Origin of the sequence: Candidatus Tumulicola sp., assembly GCA_036490475.1 — a bacterium.
Taxonomy (GTDB): Bacteria; Vulcanimicrobiota; Vulcanimicrobiia; order Vulcanimicrobiales; family Vulcanimicrobiaceae; genus Tumulicola.
In genome coordinates, this window is sequence record DASXDT010000002.1 from 257730 (window position 1) to 277299 (window position 19570).

Annotated in this window: 20 protein-coding genes; 10 read left to right on the plus strand and 10 right to left on the minus strand. The window is 60.8% G+C overall.

Annotated elements, in window-relative coordinates; all coding sequences use genetic code 11:
- The first annotated feature begins 12 nt into the window (after positions 1 to 12).
- Complete coding sequence (locus VGF98_02690; GenBank protein HEY1680532.1) at positions 13 to 735, plus strand: cyclodeaminase/cyclohydrolase family protein; 723 nt, start codon at positions 13 to 15, stop codon at positions 733 to 735.
- Here VGF98_02690 and VGF98_02695 read toward each other — a convergent pair.
- From VGF98_02695 to VGF98_02710, 4 genes are read right to left on the minus strand one after another with little or no spacing between them, the layout of a single operon-like run.
- Complete coding sequence (locus tag VGF98_02695) at positions 732 to 1544, minus strand: PHP domain-containing protein (GenBank protein ID HEY1680533.1); 813 nt, start codon at positions 1542 to 1544, stop codon at positions 732 to 734. The two genes, VGF98_02690 and VGF98_02695, sit on opposite strands and share 4 nt — an antisense overlap.
- Positions 1544 to 1840 (minus strand): stage V sporulation protein S, encoded by a 297-nt coding sequence (locus VGF98_02700; protein ID HEY1680534.1) that lies wholly within the window; start codon positions 1838 to 1840, stop codon positions 1544 to 1546. Before VGF98_02700 ends, VGF98_02695 begins: the two co-directional genes overlap by 1 nt.
- On the minus strand, positions 1841 to 2641 hold the full coding sequence (locus VGF98_02705; protein ID HEY1680535.1) for a TIGR00282 family metallophosphoesterase: 801 nt from the start codon (positions 2639 to 2641) through the stop codon (positions 1841 to 1843).
- Complete coding sequence (locus VGF98_02710) at positions 2638 to 3189, minus strand: hypothetical protein (protein ID HEY1680536.1); 552 nt, start codon at positions 3187 to 3189, stop codon at positions 2638 to 2640. The genes VGF98_02705 and VGF98_02710 overlap by 4 nt, the downstream gene beginning before the upstream one ends.
- 122 nt (positions 3190 to 3311) lie before the next feature.
- On the opposite strand from VGF98_02710, the gene VGF98_02715 reads away from it, so the two are divergent.
- The 4 genes from VGF98_02715 (at position 3312) to VGF98_02730 (ending at position 8136) form a co-directional block, all read left to right on the plus strand.
- On the plus strand, positions 3312 to 3857 hold the full coding sequence (locus tag VGF98_02715) for a hypothetical protein (GenBank protein ID HEY1680537.1): 546 nt from the start codon (positions 3312 to 3314) through the stop codon (positions 3855 to 3857).
- Positions 3858 to 3904: 47 nt separating this feature from the next.
- On the plus strand, positions 3905 to 6310 hold the full coding sequence (locus VGF98_02720) for a TonB-dependent receptor (protein HEY1680538.1): 2406 nt from the start codon (positions 3905 to 3907) through the stop codon (positions 6308 to 6310).
- 67 nt (positions 6311 to 6377) lie between these two features.
- Positions 6378 to 7385 carry an ADP-glyceromanno-heptose 6-epimerase gene (gene rfaD / locus VGF98_02725; protein HEY1680539.1) on the plus strand — a complete coding sequence of 336 codons (1008 nt, stop codon included), beginning with the start codon at positions 6378 to 6380 and terminating at the stop codon, positions 7383 to 7385.
- A gap of 13 nt (positions 7386 to 7398) precedes the next feature.
- Positions 7399 to 8136, plus strand: coding sequence for a hypothetical protein (locus VGF98_02730; protein ID HEY1680540.1), 738 nt, complete (start codon positions 7399 to 7401; stop codon positions 8134 to 8136).
- On the opposite strand, the gene VGF98_02735 is transcribed toward VGF98_02730, so the two are convergent.
- Positions 8133 to 8702: a TlpA disulfide reductase family protein gene (locus VGF98_02735; protein HEY1680541.1), complete on the minus strand. Its 570-nt coding sequence runs from the start codon at positions 8700 to 8702 to the stop codon at positions 8133 to 8135. The genes VGF98_02730 and VGF98_02735 overlap by 4 nt on opposite strands.
- On the minus strand, positions 8699 to 9136 hold the full coding sequence (locus VGF98_02740) for a MauE/DoxX family redox-associated membrane protein (GenBank protein ID HEY1680542.1): 438 nt from the start codon (positions 9134 to 9136) through the stop codon (positions 8699 to 8701). Before VGF98_02740 ends, VGF98_02735 begins: the two co-directional genes overlap by 4 nt.
- A gap of 87 nt (positions 9137 to 9223) precedes the next feature.
- On the opposite strand from VGF98_02740, the gene VGF98_02745 reads away from it, so the two are divergent.
- The 5 genes from VGF98_02745 to VGF98_02765 are packed head-to-tail and all read left to right on the plus strand — an operon-like array spanning position 9224 to position 12815.
- Entirely contained in the window at positions 9224 to 9757 is a 534-nt protein-coding gene (locus VGF98_02745) for an SCO family protein (GenBank protein HEY1680543.1), read from the plus strand.
- Complete coding sequence (locus VGF98_02750) at positions 9754 to 10701, plus strand: SCO family protein (protein ID HEY1680544.1); 948 nt, start codon at positions 9754 to 9756, stop codon at positions 10699 to 10701. Before VGF98_02745 ends, VGF98_02750 begins: the two co-directional genes overlap by 4 nt.
- A 52-nt stretch (positions 10702 to 10753) precedes the next feature.
- Positions 10754 to 11320 (plus strand): sigma-70 family RNA polymerase sigma factor, encoded by a 567-nt coding sequence (locus tag VGF98_02755; GenBank protein ID HEY1680545.1) that lies wholly within the window; start codon positions 10754 to 10756, stop codon positions 11318 to 11320.
- A complete protein-coding gene (locus tag VGF98_02760; protein ID HEY1680546.1) occupies positions 11317 to 11799 on the plus strand; it encodes a hypothetical protein in 483 nt (160 codons plus the stop codon). The genes VGF98_02755 and VGF98_02760 overlap by 4 nt, the downstream gene beginning before the upstream one ends.
- A complete protein-coding gene (locus VGF98_02765) occupies positions 11796 to 12815 on the plus strand; it encodes a DUF4367 domain-containing protein (protein HEY1680547.1) in 1020 nt (339 codons plus the stop codon). The genes VGF98_02760 and VGF98_02765 overlap by 4 nt, the downstream gene beginning before the upstream one ends.
- Before the next feature lie 27 nt (positions 12816 to 12842).
- On the opposite strand, the gene VGF98_02770 is transcribed toward VGF98_02765, so the two are convergent.
- The 4 genes from VGF98_02770 to VGF98_02785 form a co-directional block, all read right to left on the minus strand.
- Positions 12843 to 13178, minus strand: a complete 336-nt coding sequence (locus VGF98_02770; GenBank protein ID HEY1680548.1) for a hypothetical protein — start codon at positions 13176 to 13178, stop codon at positions 12843 to 12845.
- A gap of 71 nt (positions 13179 to 13249) precedes the next feature.
- Positions 13250 to 16945, minus strand: coding sequence for a TonB-dependent receptor (locus VGF98_02775; protein HEY1680549.1), 3696 nt, complete (start codon positions 16943 to 16945; stop codon positions 13250 to 13252).
- A gap of 108 nt (positions 16946 to 17053) precedes the next feature.
- The gene (locus tag VGF98_02780; GenBank protein HEY1680550.1) at positions 17054 to 18067 is read right to left on the minus strand and encodes a histone deacetylase; all 1014 of its coding nucleotides are present in this window, start codon (positions 18065 to 18067) and stop codon (positions 17054 to 17056) included.
- Complete coding sequence (locus tag VGF98_02785; protein HEY1680551.1) at positions 18031 to 19560, minus strand: tetratricopeptide repeat protein; 1530 nt, start codon at positions 19558 to 19560, stop codon at positions 18031 to 18033. The genes VGF98_02780 and VGF98_02785 overlap by 37 nt, the downstream gene beginning before the upstream one ends.
- Positions 19561 to 19570 lie beyond the last annotated feature (10 nt).

Here is a 19570-nt window from a genome sequence, read left to right on the forward strand (position 1 = left end):
TCTGTTCCTTCCTTGCGTTGGTTCGATATGCCGACTGCCTTCGGCGCTGCCGCGCTTACCTCCGCCGGTACGTTCCAGGGCGCCGCAAGCGCCTGCGCCAACGTTGATTGCGTGGACACGATCGACGCCTATCTCGAACGGCTGGCTTCGGACGCGCCGGTACCCGGCGGCGGCAGTGCGGCCGCAATTGTCGCAGCGCTCGGGGCCGCCCTGGTCGCAATGGTCGGACGGCTCACGTTCCGCGCGGCGAAGTTTATTGCGTTCGCACCGGAAGCCGCAGAACTCGTGCGGCGGGCCGACGTGTTGCGGCGCGGTCTCGACGAGGCCCGGGCTCGTGACGAGCGAGCCTTCAGCTCGGTCGTCGACGCGCAGGCGATGCCGAAAAATACAGATGTCGAACGCTCGGCTCGTACTGCGGCGCTGCAACTTGCTCTCACCGAAGCAGCAGATGCACCGCTGCATTGCGCCGCGCTCGCGGGCGACGTGATCGAGTTGGCGCAAGGGATCGCCGCCGCCGGCAATACCGGGCTAGCGAGCGATGTGGGCTGTGCAGCGGAATTTGGAGCGGCGGCAGTCGCCGCGTGCGCCTATAACGTTCGCGTCAACCACCGCTACATGCGTGACGAAGCTTCTATAGAACGGCAAAAGCAGGCGCTCGAAACCATCGAACGCGATGCCGCCGGCCGTGCCAATGCCGTACGCGATCTGGTGAACGCCGCGCTCGCGCGCGCTTAGGCGTACACTTCCACAAGTTCGAGGAAATCGGCCACGTCGGCAGGGTCGACGTCCATCCCGACGCCCTTGGTGTGATAACGGATGTCGTGAAAGTCCATGCCCGCCGTCATAACCAAGCCGTAGTGACGCGCTTTCTCACGAAACTCGGCGACGTCCGCCGGCTCGTGCAACGGATAAAACACTTCGATACCGCGCAACCCATTGGGTGCGAGTTCGTCGATGAGTTCGCGATCGCGCAAGCGACCCGGATGCGCGAGCACGGGAATTCCACCGGCCGCTAGGATCGAGTCGATCGCTTTTTGCGGGGTGGTGTAGAGCTGCGGCACGTAGCCCGGCTTGCCGTCTCCAAGCAGGTCGCGAAAGGCGGTCGAAACGCTCTCGGTCATCTCGGTGCGCACCAGCGCCTTGGCGACGTGGGGACGTCCGACGGAGTCGGCCTCGCCCGCTTCGCGCAACACGTCCTCGATCGTCAGACCGTAGCCGGCGGCACGCAATTGGTGCACCATTTTATGCGCGCGTTGGCGCCGCTGTTCTTGATTGTATTCCAGCAGCTCGTTAATCGGCGACTCGCCCAACGGCACGTTATAGCCCAAAACGTGGACTTCGTTCTGGCGCCACGTCGTGTTGATCTCGATGCCGGTGATGTACCGCGTGCCCGCTCCGGCCTCGAACTGGCTGTATGCACCGAGCGTATCGTGATCGGAGATGCAAAAAATCTCGACCTTGCGTTCGGCCATGAAGTCGGCCAGCGCTTGTGGTTCGAGCGTTCCGTCGCTCACGTTCGAGTGTGAATGAAAATCGACTACCATTATAAGGAGGCTTCTCCAGTTGAGATGGGCCGGCGTTCGACCACGAGCGAGATGCCGGTGCGCTCGTTCTCACCGATCGCGACGGTGACGAACGCGGGAACGCACACGACTTCAAATCCGGATGGCTTGAGATAGCCACGGGCAATCGCCACGGCTTTGACTGCCTGATTGATAGCTGCCGCACCGACAGCCTGCAGTTCGGCCGATTCGCGTTCGCGCAGCGACGCCGCCAGCGCGCCAGCGACCGCGTTGGGACTGCTTTTGCCGGACACTTTGAGCGGACCGTCGACGCTCACTTATGCCAGGCCTCGCAAGAATATCCGTTTGATTGCCGACGCGGTTCCGGTCGCCGCGTCGATGGTGACGACCGCGGCGCAAAACTGTTTTGGCCCGTCCTTCTGAACGTTGAAGCGGTCCGAGACTCCATTGAGAAACCGATCGAGTACCGCGCGCGACTCCATCCCAATGACACCCGCGGACGGGCCGGTCATTCCGACATCGCTGATGTATGCCGTACCCTTGGGCAAAATCTGTTCGTCGGAAGTCTGTACGTGCGTGTGCGTACCGTACACGCAGGCGACGCGTCCATCCAGATACTGACCTAATGCGACCTTTTCGGACGTCGCTTCCGCGTGCACGTCGACCACGATGACCTTCGAGCGCCGGCTCAGGTCTTCGAGCTGCTCGTCGGCACAGCGAAACGGGTCGTCGACCGGCGGCATAAACGTGCGGCCCATCAAATTCAGAACGCCGATCGTGACGCCCCCCGCCGTGAACGTACCGCTCCCGTGGCCGGGAGCGGTGGGCGGATAGTTGGCCGGCCGAATCACGCGATCGCTCGACTCGAGGTAGTCCTTGAAGTCGCGTTTATCGTAGATATGATTGCCGCTCGTGATGAAGTCGACGCCGCTTTCGAACATTTCGGTCGCCGTTTGCGCGGTCAGGCCGAAACCGCCGGCGGCGTTTTCGCCGTTCGCGATGCAGGCATCCACAGCGTGCTGCTCGCGCGCCAGCGCCACACATCGCTTGAGTGTATCGCGACCGGGCGAACCGACGACGTCGCCGATGAGCAGGATGGTAATCGTTGTTGAGGTTATCGCCGCGCCGACGCCTTGGCTTTCTTACGCGACTTGAGAAAGTACACGAGCACGCGCTTCTCTTCTCGAAATCCGACGAGACTCTTGGACTGCGCCGGATCTCTCAGCGCTTCGACGGCGTACATGGCCGCCTCGTCTTGCGCGATCGGATCGGCCTCGAACTGGTCGTCGGGAACCGGCGTCCGCACGAGCGAGTCACCGAAGCGCTGCTTGAAATATGCGACGTGCAGTTCAAGCTCTTCCTTAGAGACGCTCTCCAGATCGCGGGTAATATGAACGAACGTCATGGAACGATCGCCTTCACACTCGACGCGGAGCACTCGTGGCTCTTCTTGCGCGAGCGAGAGAAACGATCGAACGTGGTCGTCGATCATCTCGATGAGAGCGGTTTGCGCGGCGCGGTCGAGTCGTTGGCGCAACGCCATCGTCGAACGCAACGTCCGTTCGGGCGGCAACGACCGGATCGACGCGATTTCCGGAAAACGTTCCAACAGCGCGCACACCAAGCTCACGGTGTCCGCATTTTCGATCAACGAGCGCGTTCTCACGACCCTAACCTGCTCAGCATCACACGAATTCTCCACTCCACCCTGAGAAGACCGCATCGGCGGGCCACGTCAGTACGACGCGGGTCCAAGGCCTCCTCGCGGAAGTATCAGAAACAACCCGCGTGCCCGTCCGGAAGATGCCTGGGGCCCTTGGCCTCGGCCTCCTCGCCTCTCTATTCACCCACGCGGTGCTCTTCGGCAACGGGCATGCCGTCGGCGGCGATCTTCACGAGGCCCTGATCCAGGGTGCCGTCGCGGTCGCTTCGGCCCTTGCGCTCGCCTGGGGCGCTCTCGCCTGGGACGCACGCCGGCTCGCAGACGGGACCGTGCTCGGGGCTCGGCTGAGCTCGCACCTTCCCGGCTGGCCGGCCGTCGCGGGCTGCGCTGCCGCCTGGTACTTTCTCATCGAGCACGCCGAGGCGCCTCATGCCGGCGCCGGCCTAGGCATCGTTCTGGCCGCCCTCGTGGCCTGTGCGGCCCTCATCTGCAAGGTCGCCCAGTTTCTCGTGCGCTCGATTGCGGCGGTCGTCGTCGCCATCGCTCGTACCCGTTTCTCCCCCCGCGCGGTCTTCGCGCCTCCGGCGTACCGCCGGATCGTACGTCCCGCCACTCCGGCGCTCCGGCGCCGCTATGCCCGGCCTCCTCCGATCGCGAGCCTCTGCGCCTAACCGGCGCCCAATCGCTCGCACTTTCTCCCCTCGATCGAAGGAGTCTCATGCCTCGTTTCGTCCTGGCGGCGCTGGCCGTCATCTTGTTTTGCGTACCCGCGGCGCCCATTTCTGCCGCGGTGACCGCCCTCGTTCGCGGCACCGTCACCCTCGATGGTAAGCCGGCGGCGGGTGCCACCGTCGTCCTCGAGGGCGAAGGCTCGCGCTTCACGGTCACTTCAGATTCCCAGGGAAACTACGTCTTCTCACAAGTGCCCTTCGGAACGTACCGCATCATCGCCAAGTTGCCCAACGTTCACGAACTGCAAATTCCGGTCACCGTCTCGAGCGACACCGTCGCCACCATCAACGTCCCGCTGACGACCCATTTGCAAGAGATTGCGCGGACGACCGTCGTCGCCACCGCCGGCGTACAAGCCAACGCGCCGTCGGTGAATCAGATCAACCGCTCGGCCATCGCCGCATCGCCGGTGCAGAACAGCCTCGACAAGCTCATCTCGACGCTCCCGGGAGTCGTGCCGTTCTCGTACAACGAGCCGATCGTCAACGGGTTCCATGGCGTCACCTACAACATCGACGGTGCGCCGTTGCCGCTCGCGACGACGTCGAACTTTGCCGAGATCGTCGATCCCAAAAACATCGACTCGCTCGAACTGTTGACCGGCGCTATTCCGGCCGAATACGGTGGCGACCGTATGGGCGGCGTCGTCAACATCATCACCAGCCGGCCCACCGATCTACCGGAAGGTTTTTACGGGACGCTCGAAGCCGGCGGCGGAAACCAAGATCAGCTGATCGGCAGTCTCGATACCGCCGCGCGCTTTGGTTCGAGCGAAATTTTCCTCAACGCCAATTCGCAGAGCACCAGTCGCGGATTAGACGCTCCGACGTTGGACCCGATTCACGACAACTCGTCGCAGAGCGATCAGTTCTTGCGATTCATCACGCAACTGAGCCCGCGGTCGACGCTGGCGTTCGATTACTCCAATCAGCTAGCGATTTTTCAGATTCCGATCAATACCGATCCCAATAACCGGTACGACCCGATCTATACGCCGGCTGCAACCGACGACGTACAGCGCGAATACGACAAGTTTTCCAATCTGAACTTTACGCAGACGTCGAAAGACGGCGACGGCGTTTTTCAGGTCGTTCCGTGGTGGCGTTCGACGCGCGTCAACTACGACGGCGATTTACCCAACGACGTTCTCGGCGTTACGCCGCCGTTCGGTGCCGATCTCCGTTGTGCTGTGTGTGCCCAACCCGATGACGGGTCGGGCGCGACGCAGAACGTCGGCCTGCTCTCCAACACCGACGCGTCATACGTCGGATTGCGTATGTCGGATTTTCGCGCAACCAAACATCACGCTTGGAAAGTCGGCATCGATATCAATCGTGAGAATTTGACGGCAAGTCAAGCATTTGGATGCTATTATCCCGACTGCGCATCGGGAGGCGAGCACTCGCAACCGTATTACCTCGTGGCGTCCACCGATCAGGCCCAAGCCGGCTCGCAAGTCGGCGCGTACATTCAAGACAAGTGGCAGTTTTCGCCCAACGTGGAGCTCAACTACGGTTTGCGATACGATCACTCGACCGGATACACCAGCGGTTTCCAATGGAGTCCGCGCATCGGACTCAACATCTGGGACGGTGGTAAGAATACCGCGCACGTCTACTACGGTAAGTTCTACGCCGCCCCACTACTCGAAGACGTGCGACAGGATTGCGTCGTCTTACAAGGTTGCTCGGGAACGCCGGTCTACAATTTGAAACCTGAAAGCGATTCGTATTTCGAAACCGGTTTGGTGCATACGTTCAGTAACCAACTTTCCGGTTCGATCAACGTTTTCCGCAAAACCGCCGTCAACATTCTCGACACGACGCAACTGCTCGACACGCCGTTGTTTGCCGTATTCAATAACGCGATCGGTCTCGACACCGGTATGGAAGTGCGCCTGAACGGCCGCGTGCCGAACGGCAACGAATGGTTCCTTACCGGAACCGTTTCGGGATCGTATGCTGCGTGCGTGTCGGGGTCGACGTTCTTGTTTCCGCCCAATACGAACGCGCCCGGTGAATCGTGCGTCGCGCAACTCTCGCCGGAAGACCACGATGAAACGGTCGTATCGACCGCCGGTTATACCTGGCGGTTTGGTAAGCGCAAACAGTGGTTCACCACGCTGCAGGGCAACTACGGCAGCGGTTTTCCGGTCGAATTCGAAAGCTCGAACACCGTTCTCAGTGGGCGCTTACCGGCGCATACAACGTTCGATCTGGCGGCGGGGCGCAGCCTGGCGCCGGGCCGCGGAACCGACCAGGGACTCGGAGTCTCGTTGATCGTGAGTAACATCCTCAATCACCAGTATCCGATTAAAGTCGCCAACGGATTCAACACGACGCAAATCGCGAACGGCACAAACGTGTTGTTCCGCCTTAGCGCCCCGTTCTAAGGCTTCGAGCGTGACGGGAGGCGTCGCCGCGAAGGACTCGCCGAAAGGCCCGAGGGATTAGACCGCAATGACGGATCTCTCTAGCCGAAGGCTCGTCGTCACCGGCGGCGCCGGTTTTATCGGAAGCGCTCTGGTTTGGGCGTTGAATCGTCGCGGCATCGACGACATCTTGATCGTCGATCGCCTCGACGAAACCGAGAAGTGGAAACACTTAGTGCCGCTGCGCTTTGCCGACTACGTCGATGCCGACGACTTTTTGGCACGCGCCCTCGATGGCGATGACTTCGGCGACGTCGGAACCATCGTGCACTTAGGCGCGTGCTCGTCGACGACCGAGACGGATTCCGATTATCTGATGCGCAACAACTTCGAATATACCAAGCAACTCGCGCTGTGGGCGGTGGATAACGCCGCCCGGTTCGTCTATGCTTCGTCGGCTGCAACCTACGGGGCACGCGAAACCGATCTTTCGGATCGTCTCGATCTTCGCGACCTGCGACCGCTCAATATGTACGCGTATTCGAAGCATTTGTTCGATCTCTACGCCGCGCGCACCGGACTCGACAGTGCGATCTGCGGAATCAAATATTTCAACGTCTTCGGGCCGAACGAAGACCATAAAGGCAACATGCGTAGCTTAGTGCATAAGGCGTTCGAGCAAATTCGCGATGGCGGTACCGTGTCGTTGTTCAAGAGCTACCGGCCAGAATTCGCCGACGGCGAGCAGCAACGCGATTTCGTGTACGTGAAAGACGCGGTCGACATGACGCTGTTTCTCACGGAGTCGGAGGCATCCGGTCTGTATAACGTCGGATCCGGAAAAGCCCAGACGTGGCTGGAGCTGGTGCGCCCGATCTTCGCAGCGCTCGGACGCGACGAGAAAATCGAGTTCGTCGATATGCCCGATCAACTTCGGCCCAAATATCAATATGCGACGTGTGCGCGGATGGACTCGCTGCGCGAAGCCGGATACGCAAAGGCGCCGACGTCGTTGTCCGACGCGGTGACCGACTACGTTCGACACTACTTAGTTCCGGGCAAATCGCTCGACCCAGCCGACGAATCGGCCTCATAAAAGAAGGGACTCGATGCCACAACCGTCTCGCACCGATCGCCGCCGGCAAGTGCGCGGGGGCCCGGGTGCGCCGCCGCCGCGGCGCGATCCGATGTTCTTCGTGTATGTCGGCGTCGGCGTTCTCGTCGTCGCCATTATCGGTATTTTCGCACTCATGCGGGTGCAGCAAGATCAGGCGCTAAAAGCGGCATACGCAACGCCCAGCCCCGGCCCCAACGCGTCAGCAAAACCCGTCACACTGACCGACGGCGGGACGATCGGCGCCGGGCATTTCAAGATCGGTAATACGCGGACGGGTGGCGCGGGCGCGCCGGTCGACGGTATAACCTGCCTGTCCGAAGAAGGTGCGAATCTGCACATTCACACGCACCTCGCGCTGTACGACAACGGCAAGCAAATACAGATACCGAAATACATCGGATTCGCGCAAAACTCGGTCTTGGCGCCTCGCGGGTGTTTATACTGGATTCACACCCACGATCAAACCGGAATCATCCACGTCGAATCGCCCGAAATCAATCCGCCCGGCGGCGGTCCGTACACCCTGGGCATGTTCTTCGATATTTGGGGGCAGTCGCTCGATCGCAACGGCGTCGCCGGCCTCAGCGGCCCGGTAACCGCCTACGTGAACGGCGCGCGGTACGACGGCGATCTTCGCTCTATACCGTTGCTGTCGCACCAACAAGTCACGCTGGAAGTCGGGCAGCCGACGGTGCCTCCGCCCAACTACAAGTGGCCGCCGAACGACTAGCGCAACGCGGTATCGAGAGCGGCGGCGAGATCTGAATATTTCAGCTCGCCGCTGTTCAAATACGTAACCTTACCATCCCGTCCGACGATCGCGAAGGTCGGAAAGCCGCCCCGAAGGTAGCTGTTGGCGACGGTCAACGATGGATCGTATGCGATCGGATAGGCAACCTTGAAGCGCTGCATCCACGCCAGTACGTCGGCTTGCGACGCCTCGCTCGTGCCGTCCATCCCTTGATTGCTGCCAGAAACGCCGATAAACGACGCTCGCGATTTATACGCATTATACAGCTGGTCGACAACGGTCGTCATGCGCTGGCAGTGCGGACACCACGTTGCAAACACTTCCAGAAACACCGGTTTGCGCGCTTTTTGCATGTCGAACAATCCGTCCGTCGTCGGCAGAACGAACTCTGGAGCGATCGTTCCAACCGTGGCTTGACCGAGCGGTGGAGGTTGCGATGCCGATTCGACGCGGTGCGAGGGTGCGGCGAAGTGCCACACGACCGCGCCTACGACGATCGCAGCGATGATTGCCACGGTGGCGACGGCGAGGTTTTTCTGGTTCACGACTTTCGCAATCTCCTATCGACGGACAGTGGGCCAGGCGCTCCGAACGCGACGACGGCGCCGACTAGTGCGAGTCCGAGGTCGACCGCTACATGCGGCCAATCGGCGGTCGCGGTATCGGTCGGACCGAAGCACCCGCACGAAGCCGGAATGCCGCGCACGACCGCCGAGGCGATCGCGCCCGCGTACACCACGAACTGCGCGCAGGCAACCCATGCTGCGATGCGCGTGAATAGGCCGATCGCAACGTATAGGCCCACCAGCACTTCGAAATAGGGCAGCCCTAACGCGAGCGGCGCGACGACGCCCGCGGGCAATAGCCGGAAGCCGGCGATGGCGGCCGCCAGTTGTTCCGGGTGCGGGATTTTGAGTGCGCCGGCCGCGATCAACGTCGCGCCCAGGGCGACGCGTAATAACAAAACGATCGCGGACATCCCTATTTGGTTGGGCCGCGCGGCGCCGCAGCCCTGTCACCGACAGATTTACTATGCGGCTGGTAGCGCGAGGCGTACAATCGGCGTATGTTCCGGCATGGCGCGGCAATCGCGTCGCTCGTCTTGCTCGTTGCATGCAGCAACCGTCCGTCTGCCGCCAATTTTACGCTCGTTTCGGATTCCGGGGAAGCATGGCAGTTGTCCAATCAGCATACGGCCGTGCTCCTTTCGTTCGGTTTCACGCACTGCGCGGACACGTGTCCGGCGCTGCTCGCACGCTTGTCGCATCTCGCCGCTTCAGCGCGAGAACACGGCCAAACCGTCGGCGTCGCGATGATCACGGTAGATCCGCAGCGCGACCGGCCGGCCGAATTGCACGCGTTCGTTTCGCGTTTTCCCGGCGTCACCGGTTTGACCGGCACGCAAGCCCAGATCGACGCGGTCGAAACCGCTTACGGCGTGTGGGCGCAACGCCTGCCAAAGAACAACGGCGACTACGATTACGCGCACGCCACCGCGATATATTTTATCGATCCGAACGGACGTATCGCTGCGGTTCGCGACGATACCGACACGGATGCGTCGCTGCTTTCCGCACTCAACCGGGCAGCCGCGACGTGATCGCAGCGATTTTCGCGCTCGTGTCGTTGCTCCCGGTGCACGGCGTCGTAGTGCAGCACGCCGGCGCGAACCGCGCCATCGTACGAACCGATACGGTGCAAGATACGCTACCGAGCGGCATTCGGCTGGTTCGTATTCCAAATGGAATGGAGCGGCTACCGGCAGATACCGGGTTCGACGCGATGCTCGATCGATCGACCGCGCCCTGGACGCTCGTCGAACCAGTGGCGGCCGGCCCGTTTGCGCCCGGCTTTCCACAACCAGGCCGCGTGATTCCGGTGCAGCTCGGATCGCAGCTTCCGCGCGCGCTGCTGGTCGACCAAAACGCGCGACCGCTGCAGTTGCAAACGGCCTTTATCGGTCGAACGACGCTGCTGTCGTTCGTATTTACACGCTGTCCCGATCGAACGCTCTGTCCGGCAATCAGCGGCAAATTTGCATATCTGCAAGCGCACCTCGACCCAAAGCGCTTCGCATTGGTAGAAATAACGCTGGATCCGCCGTACGATTCCCCGCAAGTGCTGCGGCGGTATGGTTCCGCATACGGAGCACGCGACGAGATGTGGAGCTTGCTGACCGGACCGGGCTCGACTATCGTGCGATTGCTCGATGAGTTTGAAGTTCCGTCGATGCGTCTGGCTCCCGATAACTTCTTACATGGAGACAAGCTCTTTATCGTCACCCCGCAAGGACGCGTCGGATCGATCGTCGACACGGCGTCGTGGGACCCGCAAGCCGCGCTCGCCGAGGCGCGGTCGATCGCGGGCATGGGAAGTAACCCATTCGAGCGATTCAAACTGTCGCTACTGGCCAACGTAGTGGCTTTTTGCGGCGGCAGTCAGTTCGCGGGAATCGTCATGCTCGAGCTGGCGCTATTTGTCATCATCGTTGCCGTCGTCGCGGCCGGCCTTTGGTGGGTCGCCAGGGTGCTATGGGCTAAGTAGGTCCGCAGTCCGGAAGGGCCGTGCGAGCGGTTGGTGATAAACTGCCAACTTCATGGCAGCATCCCGCAGGCCTGACGAGGCGCCGTCCGACGAACAGACGGCGTTTCTTGAAAGCGTCGTCGAGCAATACGGTAAGGCGACCTATAACTTCGCGTTGCGCCTGACGGAGAATGAAGCCGACGCACGGGATCTCACGCAGGACGCGTTCGTCCGAGTTTACCGGGCGTGGCGCAGCTTCAAACCCGGAACTTCGTTCCTCTCTTGGATCTACCGAATTGTAACGAATTTGCACCGCGACGAACTTCGGCGGCATAAAGGACGTTATCTGGTAGAACTTCCCGAGGAGAACGACTCCCGAGCACTGGCAGGAGCGACGCTGACCGAAACGCCTATCGACGATTACGTCGAGCGGCAGTTCAGCGAACCGATCGCTCGTGCGCTGGACGGGCTCTCCACGGAGCAGCGCCGGATCGTGGTCCTTGCGGATATCGAGGAGTGTAGTTATCAAGAAATCGCAACGATCGTCGGCTGTTCGGTGGGAACGGTCCGCTCCAGGCTTCACCGCGCTCGCACGCAATTGCGCAAACTGATCGACCGGCATATGAAGACCTCAACATGAACGACACACATCCGACTTTCGAGGAACTCCTCGACTACGCTCACGGCGAATTGGCGCCCGCTCGCGATGCGGCCCTGCACGAGCATTTGGGCGCGTGCCCGGATTGCTTCGAAGCCTACCAGGCCGAGTTACAGGTCGGCGATTTGCTTCGCGCACATGCACGCGAGACCGAACGCGAACTCCCGCTCGGATTTGCGCAGGCGATCGTTCGCAATGCGACCGAGCGCCGCGAAAGCTTTTGGGAGCGATGGTCGTCGCTGCTTCGTCCATTGGCCGCCGTTCCCATCGCCGCGGCCATCTTGCTGGTCGCATATTTTGGATTCGCTCGCCACGGCGGCACTCCGCGGCGATTCGACCCGACCTATTATCTAGAGGATCATGCCGCACTCGCAGCCAGCGTACCGTTCGGAGACGCGGCGGCGTTGCCCGCGATGCTAACGTCTGATGAAACGGCCGAAGGCTCGGACAACACCCCATGAAGCGAATCGCGATTTCTGCCGGTCTCGCCGCCGCAGCCGCAACGCTCTCGATTTCGTCGGCGTCACCCGCGCGCGACCCGGTTGATGCGATCGTGTACGCGGCATCGACCGCGCAGGCCGGACTGACGTATACCGGCGTCGTGCAGTCGGTCGTGTTCGGGGATGAAGACGGTGAGGCGGCGGTCTATCGCGTCGAACACCGGCCTCCAGGGCTCACCGAACGCACGTATTTGTCACCCTCACGCCTCAAGGGCGACGTCGTGCTGGTACGCGGAACCGAAGGCTACTTCGTCGATTCCAAGCGACGGCGCGTCATCGAAACTGAAAACGATGCGCTTCGCGACCCGATCGATCGCGACGATAATTACACGCTTATTCGTCAAAACTACCGCGCGGACTCGCATGCCGACGAGACGTTCGACGGCCGGCACGTCAAAGTTGTCGGACTCGTCAATCGCTATACCGGATCGACGACCATGCTTATGCGCATCGACGATTCGACCAAGCTCGTTCTCGACCGTCAGGAATATGCGCCGGACGGCACGCTGCTATCCGAGACGCGTTTTCAAGAGGTTCGCTACGTCGCCTCGCTGCCCAACGCCGATTTCCAAGTGCCGGCGAGTTACGCCGTCGTGCACGGTCCGACGTTCGGAGTTTCGACGAGAAACGTTTCGAGTGTCGTTCGCGATGCCGGCTTCCCAGCGCGCGTACCCAAAACGTTAGCCGAAGGATTCTGCGCCGTCGAAGGTCACGATGCGACGGTTCGTTCCACCGCGACGGTACACGTCTTGTACTCGGACGGCGTGCGAACCGTCTCGATCTTCGAGAACACTGCCGGCTCGGCAACCCCGCGCGAGGGCGCATCCTCGACGCGAGTCGGAAATAACGACGGCGAATATCTCGAGCGTGGACGAAATACGGTGCTTTCCTGGAATGACGGCACGCTGCACTACACCCTGGTCGGCGATCTCAGTCTGGACGAGCTCAAAAAGCTCGCTGCGTCGCTAACCCCGTAAGTTATCACCGACCGCGATCGACTTCGGCTAGGGCCGTTCAGAGACCTCACCGAGGTTCCGATCTGAAAAAATAGGCTCGTCGTGTTGATGCCAAGCCTGGTAGATGGTGTGTCCGATCTCGCGATATCGCTCGAGCTCACCAACGATTCTTAGATTATTGGCAAACTTGCTTAGGAAAACTTCGTGGATCACGCGTGGAGCATCGTCCGGCGTTGCAATCGAAGGTAACGCCCGGAAAACCGCTTTCGCCTCGGGTTCATATTCGCGGCAAGGAGCGCCCGAACCAACGATAAGATCGATCGGGTCGCAGCCATCAAGATAACCTACAAGCCAATGATAAAAGTTTTGAGTATTATGTCTCATGTTACTCATCTGAAAACAAAGAGGCCCCCGCTTTCGCGGAGGCCCCTTTTGGTGTTACCAGTCCAGCGATACTAGACGCGAATATTCGCGGTGAAGTACATCTGGAACGGAGTGACCGTCGAGCTGCCGTTTTGGTTGAACGGTCCGAACAGCGGGCTGTACGGATACTTCACAAACGGTTGAACGATCGATCCGTTGAAACCGGCCGGGTTGGCCGTGTTTCCGACCGGGTTGATCTCACCCGCGAATCCGCCGGCGCCGTATGCGCAGACGTTATGATTCGTCGTCGTCCACGGTGCTTGCGTGCCGCCCCAACACGTGTTGAGGATGTTGGCGAAGACCGCATTCAGCGTGATACGGGGAGAGACCTGATAGCTCATTTGCGCGTTCATCGCAATGAGGTTCGGTTGCGTGAACGAGCCGAGTGGATCGAAGACGCCCGTGTAGGTGTCGGGAATGGCGGTCACCTGACCGCACGTCAATCCGTCGTAACGGCCGCCACCGTTTGCGCCGGCAACGCCCGGCAGCACGGCACCGCACGCCGCCGGATTGATTCCGGGATTGGTTTGCGGGACGCCGTATTTACCGCCGCCTTCGAACTGGAACGACGGGGTGAACGTGAACCGGTCGTGCTTGTAGTTTAGGATGAGCGATGCGAAGTACGGTACACCGTACGCCGCTGCACCACTCCCGATGCCGCCCGGGAAGATGTCGAACGTCGGGAACGCCGTTCCCGGGTCGATCTGGAGTTGCGCGCTCTTGTTCCAGTACGGGTTGCCGACGTCGGCAGTCGTACAGTTGCTCAACACGGCTACGCCCGCCGTCGTATAACAGGGAGCCGCCTGAACGGTATTGCCATTAGCGTCGGTGGCCGTGCCACACATCGGTACGTGGTTGTAACCGATCTTACCGTAATACTTGCCACCCGGAGCGCACGCCGACGTATAGGCGTTGTAGTCCGAGATGACTTGATTGGTGCCGGTGATCACGGTCGTGCCATACGCACCAGAGGCCAGGGTTCCGTAATGGATGTACGAGTTAGTGTACGTAAACGAGAAGACGCCCGCAAAGCCGTTGCGCGCGAAGTCACCCTTTTGGAATTGAAACTCCACGCCTTGGCTACGCTGGTCGCCAACGTTCAGGCCCGAGATGAACGCCGTTTTCTGATCCAAGAAGAAGTTCTGGATCTGGTCTTGCGTCTGACGCAAGAACGGCGTGATCTTGAACGACATGTCGGTTCCCTTGAAGACGTGCTCCCACGAAAGATCGTAGTTCAGCGACGTCGAGGGTGCCACCGGATAGCCCGGTGACGTGCGACCGAACGCGTAGAAGTTGGTCGCGTCGTAGTCGGCGAGGTCGTTCTGCAACGTATTATACTGTTCGTACGCTGCGTTCGGTGGCTCGTCGTAGCGGCCGTACGAGAAACGCACGACGTTGGTCGGATTGACCGTGTACGTGCCACTCACACGCGGCTGCCAGATATCGTAGGTGAAGTTCGCCGGAGTGTTCTGCCAGTTTGCGGCCGAGTAGCCGGTCGGGCATGCCGACGTCACCGGAATACCCAGCGTGCCGACTTTAGGAGTCGGCTGTCCGCTGATGTTGTTGATGCAGTTGTCGATATTGAAAGCACGCGTGAAGAAATCACGCGCTTGTCCAGTATCGGTGTTCGAGCCGTTGTACGTGTACGTATCGACGCGACCGCCGAGGTTAATCAGCCACTTGTCCGACGGACGAATCTCATCGGTGATCGAGGCTGCAAAGAACTGCGGTACCACTTGGTTATAGGTTGCGTACATACCGTTTTCTGCTAACAGGTAGGTACACTTCGTCGATTTGACGTTGGGATCGGGACAAGACCCCGGCAATGCCCCTGCCGGACCGAAGATATTCGGCGAACCGAGGTTACCCCACGTCGCCCATTCGGCGCCGGCACCCTTGGCGCAGGTCGTTAACTGCCCGCCAGCCGAGTAACAGTATCCGCTATATGGATCCGCAGCGTTAACTGCCACAGCCGCGTACGAGCGCGCGCCGCTGAAGTTGACCATCTGCGTGTTGTTATCGCGAGTGCTGTTCGCGGTAACATACGAAGCGGTTACCGACAGTAGGTTCATCGGATTTAGCTGATCTTGGAACTGCAAGCTGCCGCCACGCGTGTGCGAGTTCAGTTCGTAGTCCGGCGAACAGCAACCGGCATAATCGGCATACGTGGATTGCGGGCCGTTTTGCAGCCAGTCGCTATAGTACGTATAGCCGTAGAGCCGCAAGAACGCCGTCGATCCGAAGTTCTTGGTGTACTGCAGCTTGACGATCTCTTGATCGTTCCAGATCGTGTCGCTGGCACTGTTGGGAATCGCGCACGCCGAAGTGGGCGCCCCACCGGTCGCACAGTTAATGAACGACGCGGTGCGATTTTGGCTGTTCGGGTAATAGTACGTCTTGACGCAACGCGAGCCGAGCCCGTTCAGACCGCCAGGCGAGAACGTTCCGCCGACGGCGCCCTGACAGTTCAACTGGTAACCGTCCAGGTACTGCGGCGTCCCGAGGCCTATGTTATTTGCGCATTGCGTGCCGTTCGTGGCGTTTCCGCAACCGCTTGTCGACGTGATGTCGTTGGTCGTCGAATAGAACAGGTTGTGTAGGGATTCGCTGTCCCACAGTAACTGCACGTCGTCACGACCGGAGTCGTTCTTGTGCGGAATATACATGTGGAGGTTCGCGACGACGTCGCGAGCTGCGATGGACGACAACAGACCGTAGTTGAACGGCCCCATTGCGTACTGGGTGCCGCCCGCGTACGAGATGTCCGAGATCGGCGCTAACGGCGCTCCGACCCAGTTGTCGTACGACGATCCGTTTTCGTTGTCGAGATAACGGAAGTCTTGGTTATATCCCGCCACGCCGACATAGTACGAGAACAGACGATCCGGGGTGGATCCTCCGACTTCAACTTCGGCGCGGTGATAGAAGGTCGGCGTTCCAACACCGAGCTGCGCGTCGGCGTAGCCCGGATAGGTGCCGGTCTTGATGACCTGGTTAATGAAGCCGGCCAAACCTTGGCTCTCCGAGTTAGCCGGGCTAGAACCAGCGTAGACTTGGACTTCCGCGTTGCCCAGCGACGATGCCGAGCCGGACGGATAGTTGTCGAACGAGCGGTTGATCGGCACGCCGTCAAACTCGTAACCGACTTGGTCGAAGTCGCCGCCGCGAATCGTGATCGTCTGATAGTAGCCGGTTTGGTTCATCGGCACGTATGCGCCGGGAACGCTGGCCACTGCCGAATATGCGGAGTTCAGCGAGCCGCCGCCACCCAAGGTCGCGCTAGCGTGCTGCATGGTCGAGTTGACCGAATACACATCCGAAGTCGTGCCCGACTTCACCAGCGACCCGGCCGCTGTCGCCGCAACGTGAGCGATGGTGCGTAACGATGGCGAGAAGCGAAGCGTTAGGGTTTGGGTGGTGTCCGCAAAAACGGACTGACCTGGGACGCTAAGGTCCTGGTATCCCGTCTTGGTGACCGACACCGTATACGTGTCAGGGGGTAGGGTAAGGAATGCGAAGTGGCCGCTCGCGTCGGTCGTTCCGGTCGAAACGTTCGACGGGCTGCTAATTTGGACTTTGGCTCCCGCAATGGGAGCGCCGGATCCGGCATCGAGGACCGTTCCGCTCAAACCACCCGTCGTGCCGGCCAGTGCCCATGTTTCCTGTCCGGCAAAAGCGACGAGTAGAACGAGAACGGTTACGACGTGCCGGAGTGGTCTCCGGATCATAGTACCTCCTCAAATAGCGATGCTGCCCGGGCGCACCAATGGTGCGACCTAAGCAACTAGCCTCCAATTCGTGGCGCCCGGCGCCTGTCCTTGAGAGCTTTCTGAGAATTAGGAGAGGAGGCGGGCGATTGGCGGCGGGATCGCGCCCCAGTCGGCGCCGCTCGGCACCGGAACGCCGGCATCGCTCACATCGGCCACGGCGGATATACCGTCGCTCAGCGCTGCGACGAGGTAGCCGCCCTCCAGGACGTAGGCTACCCTTGATGCGCAGCACTCTGCGGCGGCGCGGCATATCGCCCCGGCGATCCCTCGGGTCGCCGAAACGTCCACCCCCAAGTCACCCACCGGATCGCCGGCGACGAAATCGAACCCCGCGCTGACCACGATGAGATCGGGACGAACGCGAGCTGCCGCGCCGGCCACGAGCCGCTCCCAGATCGCGACGAAGGCTTCGGTCGAGACCCCGGATGCCGGGAGCGGAACGTTGAGGATCTCGCCGGCTCCGCGTCGTCCGCCGCGCCCGCCGGTTCCCGGGTATGCTGGCCACGCGTGGGTGGAGACGTACGAAAGACCGTCGCCTGCGACGGCCTGCGTTCCGTTGCCGTGGTGGTAATCGAAATCGAGGACGAGCACCCGGCCGCCGTGTTCGGCCAGAAAATGCCGTGCGGCGACCGCCGCATTGTTGAACACGCAAAAACCCATCCCGGCGTCGGGTTCGGCATGATGCCCGGGCGGACGGACTAACGCGAATACCGCCCTGTCGCCCCGCACGGCGGCATCGACGGCGACGATCGCCGCGCCGGCAGCACGATAAGCGGCTTCCCGGGTGCCCGGTCCGACGACCACGTCGCCGGTGGATAGGTAGCGCGCGACCGCGAGCCGGTCGGTTTCGCGATGCACGAGATCCAGATAGGCCGGCGTGTGCACACGCAACAGCTGCTCGGCCGTCGCGTCGACGGCCGAGAGTTCTTGGGAGATGGCTCCGGCGGCACGTAGTCGAGCCGCTACCACCTCAACCCGTTCGGGTGCCTCGCAATGCGGTACCCCGCGCAGATGCTCCCCGAAGATCGGGTCGGTTACGAATATCAGTGCCCGTGTTTCGACGTTGACGCAGCGTGGCAGGTTGCAGTCGACGACTTCTGCACGTTGGTGTAGTCCTTCGTGCCTTTGCGCATCATCGGAAGCAGTCGCTTGTAGGCAGCCACGGCCTTGCTGCACTGAGCGGCGCCTTGATACGACTTGGCCGCAATGTACAACAGCGTGGGATTCTGATCGAGAAACCCATGTGCGTTGTGATCGAGAACGTCGAAGATCTTCGCCGCTTCTTTGTAGTTGCGCAGCTCATAGTCAGCTCCGGCGACGCATCCCAACGTTTCAGGCGAGCGTTGCAGCTCGAAGCTACGGCTGCACGAATCGCGCGCGCCGGAATAATTGTGCGTTTGCGAATACGCTTGTCCTAGCAATGCAAAGCCTTGGGCGTCGGGCGACACCTGCGTGTATTTTTTGAAATAACCGACGCTATCGTTAGCGTGGCCGGATTGCATCGAGACCTCGCCCAGCGTGAGCAACGCCGGTCCGTTATTCGGATCGATTTGCAATGCTTGCTGCAATTTGGCGGTGGCCTTGTCAAGCTGGTGCTGCGACGCGTAATACGTGCCGTATGCGACGTATCCCGAAGCGATCTTGGGATACTGCGTTATCACCTGCACCAGGATCGCTTCACCTTGCGGGTATTTCTTCTCGGTGATGAAGTAGCTGGCTTTGCGCTCCATGATCAGCGCCTTATCGTCGTCGCTCGGCGCCGCGACCACCGCGTCGTCGTAGGCTGCGGAGGCTTGCGCGTCATCGTGCTGCTTCGCGTACAGATCGGCCTTATACACCAGTGCCTGAACGCTCTTCGGGTCGATCGTCAATGCCCGGTTGATCGTTTGAATCGCCATCGGGATATTGTTCTGCTGCGCGTATGTCGTCGCGATCTGATAGATCGGCGAGACATCTTTCGGGTTGAGCAGATACGCCTGTTCGAACGAGGCGCGAGCGTCGTCGAACTTCTGCTCGGCCGCATAGACGCTACCGAGCGTCATCAACGCCTCGGGCTCGGTTTTGTTGAACGTCGCGCCGCGTTTTGCGATGCGCTCGGCGTCCGCCGGGCGATTCTGCTTGAGATATACCTCGGCGAGCTGCGCGAGCACGCCTAGGTTGGTGGGGTCGAGATTCGACGCTTGCTCCAAATCATAGGTTCCGACTTGGTCGTTACCGAGTTGCTCCATCGCGACGCCGTCGAAATAATACACCTGCGCCGTTTTATCGCCGATCTGAATGAGATGATGCGTCAACTGCGCAGAGAGGTCGGGACGATTGATCTGCAAGAATTCGGCGGCGAGCTGTGCCATCGTTTGCTGATCGTTCGGATTCGCTTTCAACTTGGCTTCGAGCCGCGGAATCGCGACGTTCGGCGGTTCCGGGCTAGCCGTCGGCAACGCCGACGGTATGGGTGAAGGCGTCGGCGACGATTTGCTGCCGCCGAACAGTCCGGCCTGTGCGGCGGGCGTCGTCGCGGCGAACGCTCCAACCGTGCCGGCAACGACGATAAGCGAGAGGATAAGTCGTTTCATGATTCCTTAC

Coding starts and splice junctions, on each gene's coding strand:
- VGF98_02695 (HEY1680533.1), bottom strand. CDS start 1,544: ATGGTAGTCGATTTTCATTCACACTCGAACGTGAGCGACGGAACGCTC.
- VGF98_02720 (HEY1680538.1), top strand. CDS start 3,905: ATGCCTCGTTTCGTCCTGGCGGCGCTGGCCGTCATCTTGTTTTGCGTA.
- rfaD (HEY1680539.1), top strand. CDS start 6,378: ATGACGGATCTCTCTAGCCGAAGGCTCGTCGTCACCGGCGGCGCCGGT.
- VGF98_02730 (HEY1680540.1), top strand. CDS start 7,399: ATGCCACAACCGTCTCGCACCGATCGCCGCCGGCAAGTGCGCGGGGGC.
- VGF98_02740 (HEY1680542.1), bottom strand. CDS start 9,136: ATGTCCGCGATCGTTTTGTTATTACGCGTCGCCCTGGGCGCGACGTTG.
- VGF98_02745 (HEY1680543.1), top strand. CDS start 9,224: ATGTTCCGGCATGGCGCGGCAATCGCGTCGCTCGTCTTGCTCGTTGCA.
- VGF98_02755 (HEY1680545.1), top strand. CDS start 10,754: ATGGCAGCATCCCGCAGGCCTGACGAGGCGCCGTCCGACGAACAGACG.
- VGF98_02760 (HEY1680546.1), top strand. CDS start 11,317: ATGAACGACACACATCCGACTTTCGAGGAACTCCTCGACTACGCTCAC.
- VGF98_02765 (HEY1680547.1), top strand. CDS start 11,796: ATGAAGCGAATCGCGATTTCTGCCGGTCTCGCCGCCGCAGCCGCAACG.
- VGF98_02770 (HEY1680548.1), bottom strand. CDS start 13,178: ATGAGACATAATACTCAAAACTTTTATCATTGGCTTGTAGGTTATCTT.
- VGF98_02775 (HEY1680549.1), bottom strand. CDS start 16,945: ATGATCCGGAGACCACTCCGGCACGTCGTAACCGTTCTCGTTCTACTC.
- VGF98_02785 (HEY1680551.1), bottom strand. CDS start 19,560: ATGAAACGACTTATCCTCTCGCTTATCGTCGTTGCCGGCACGGTTGGA.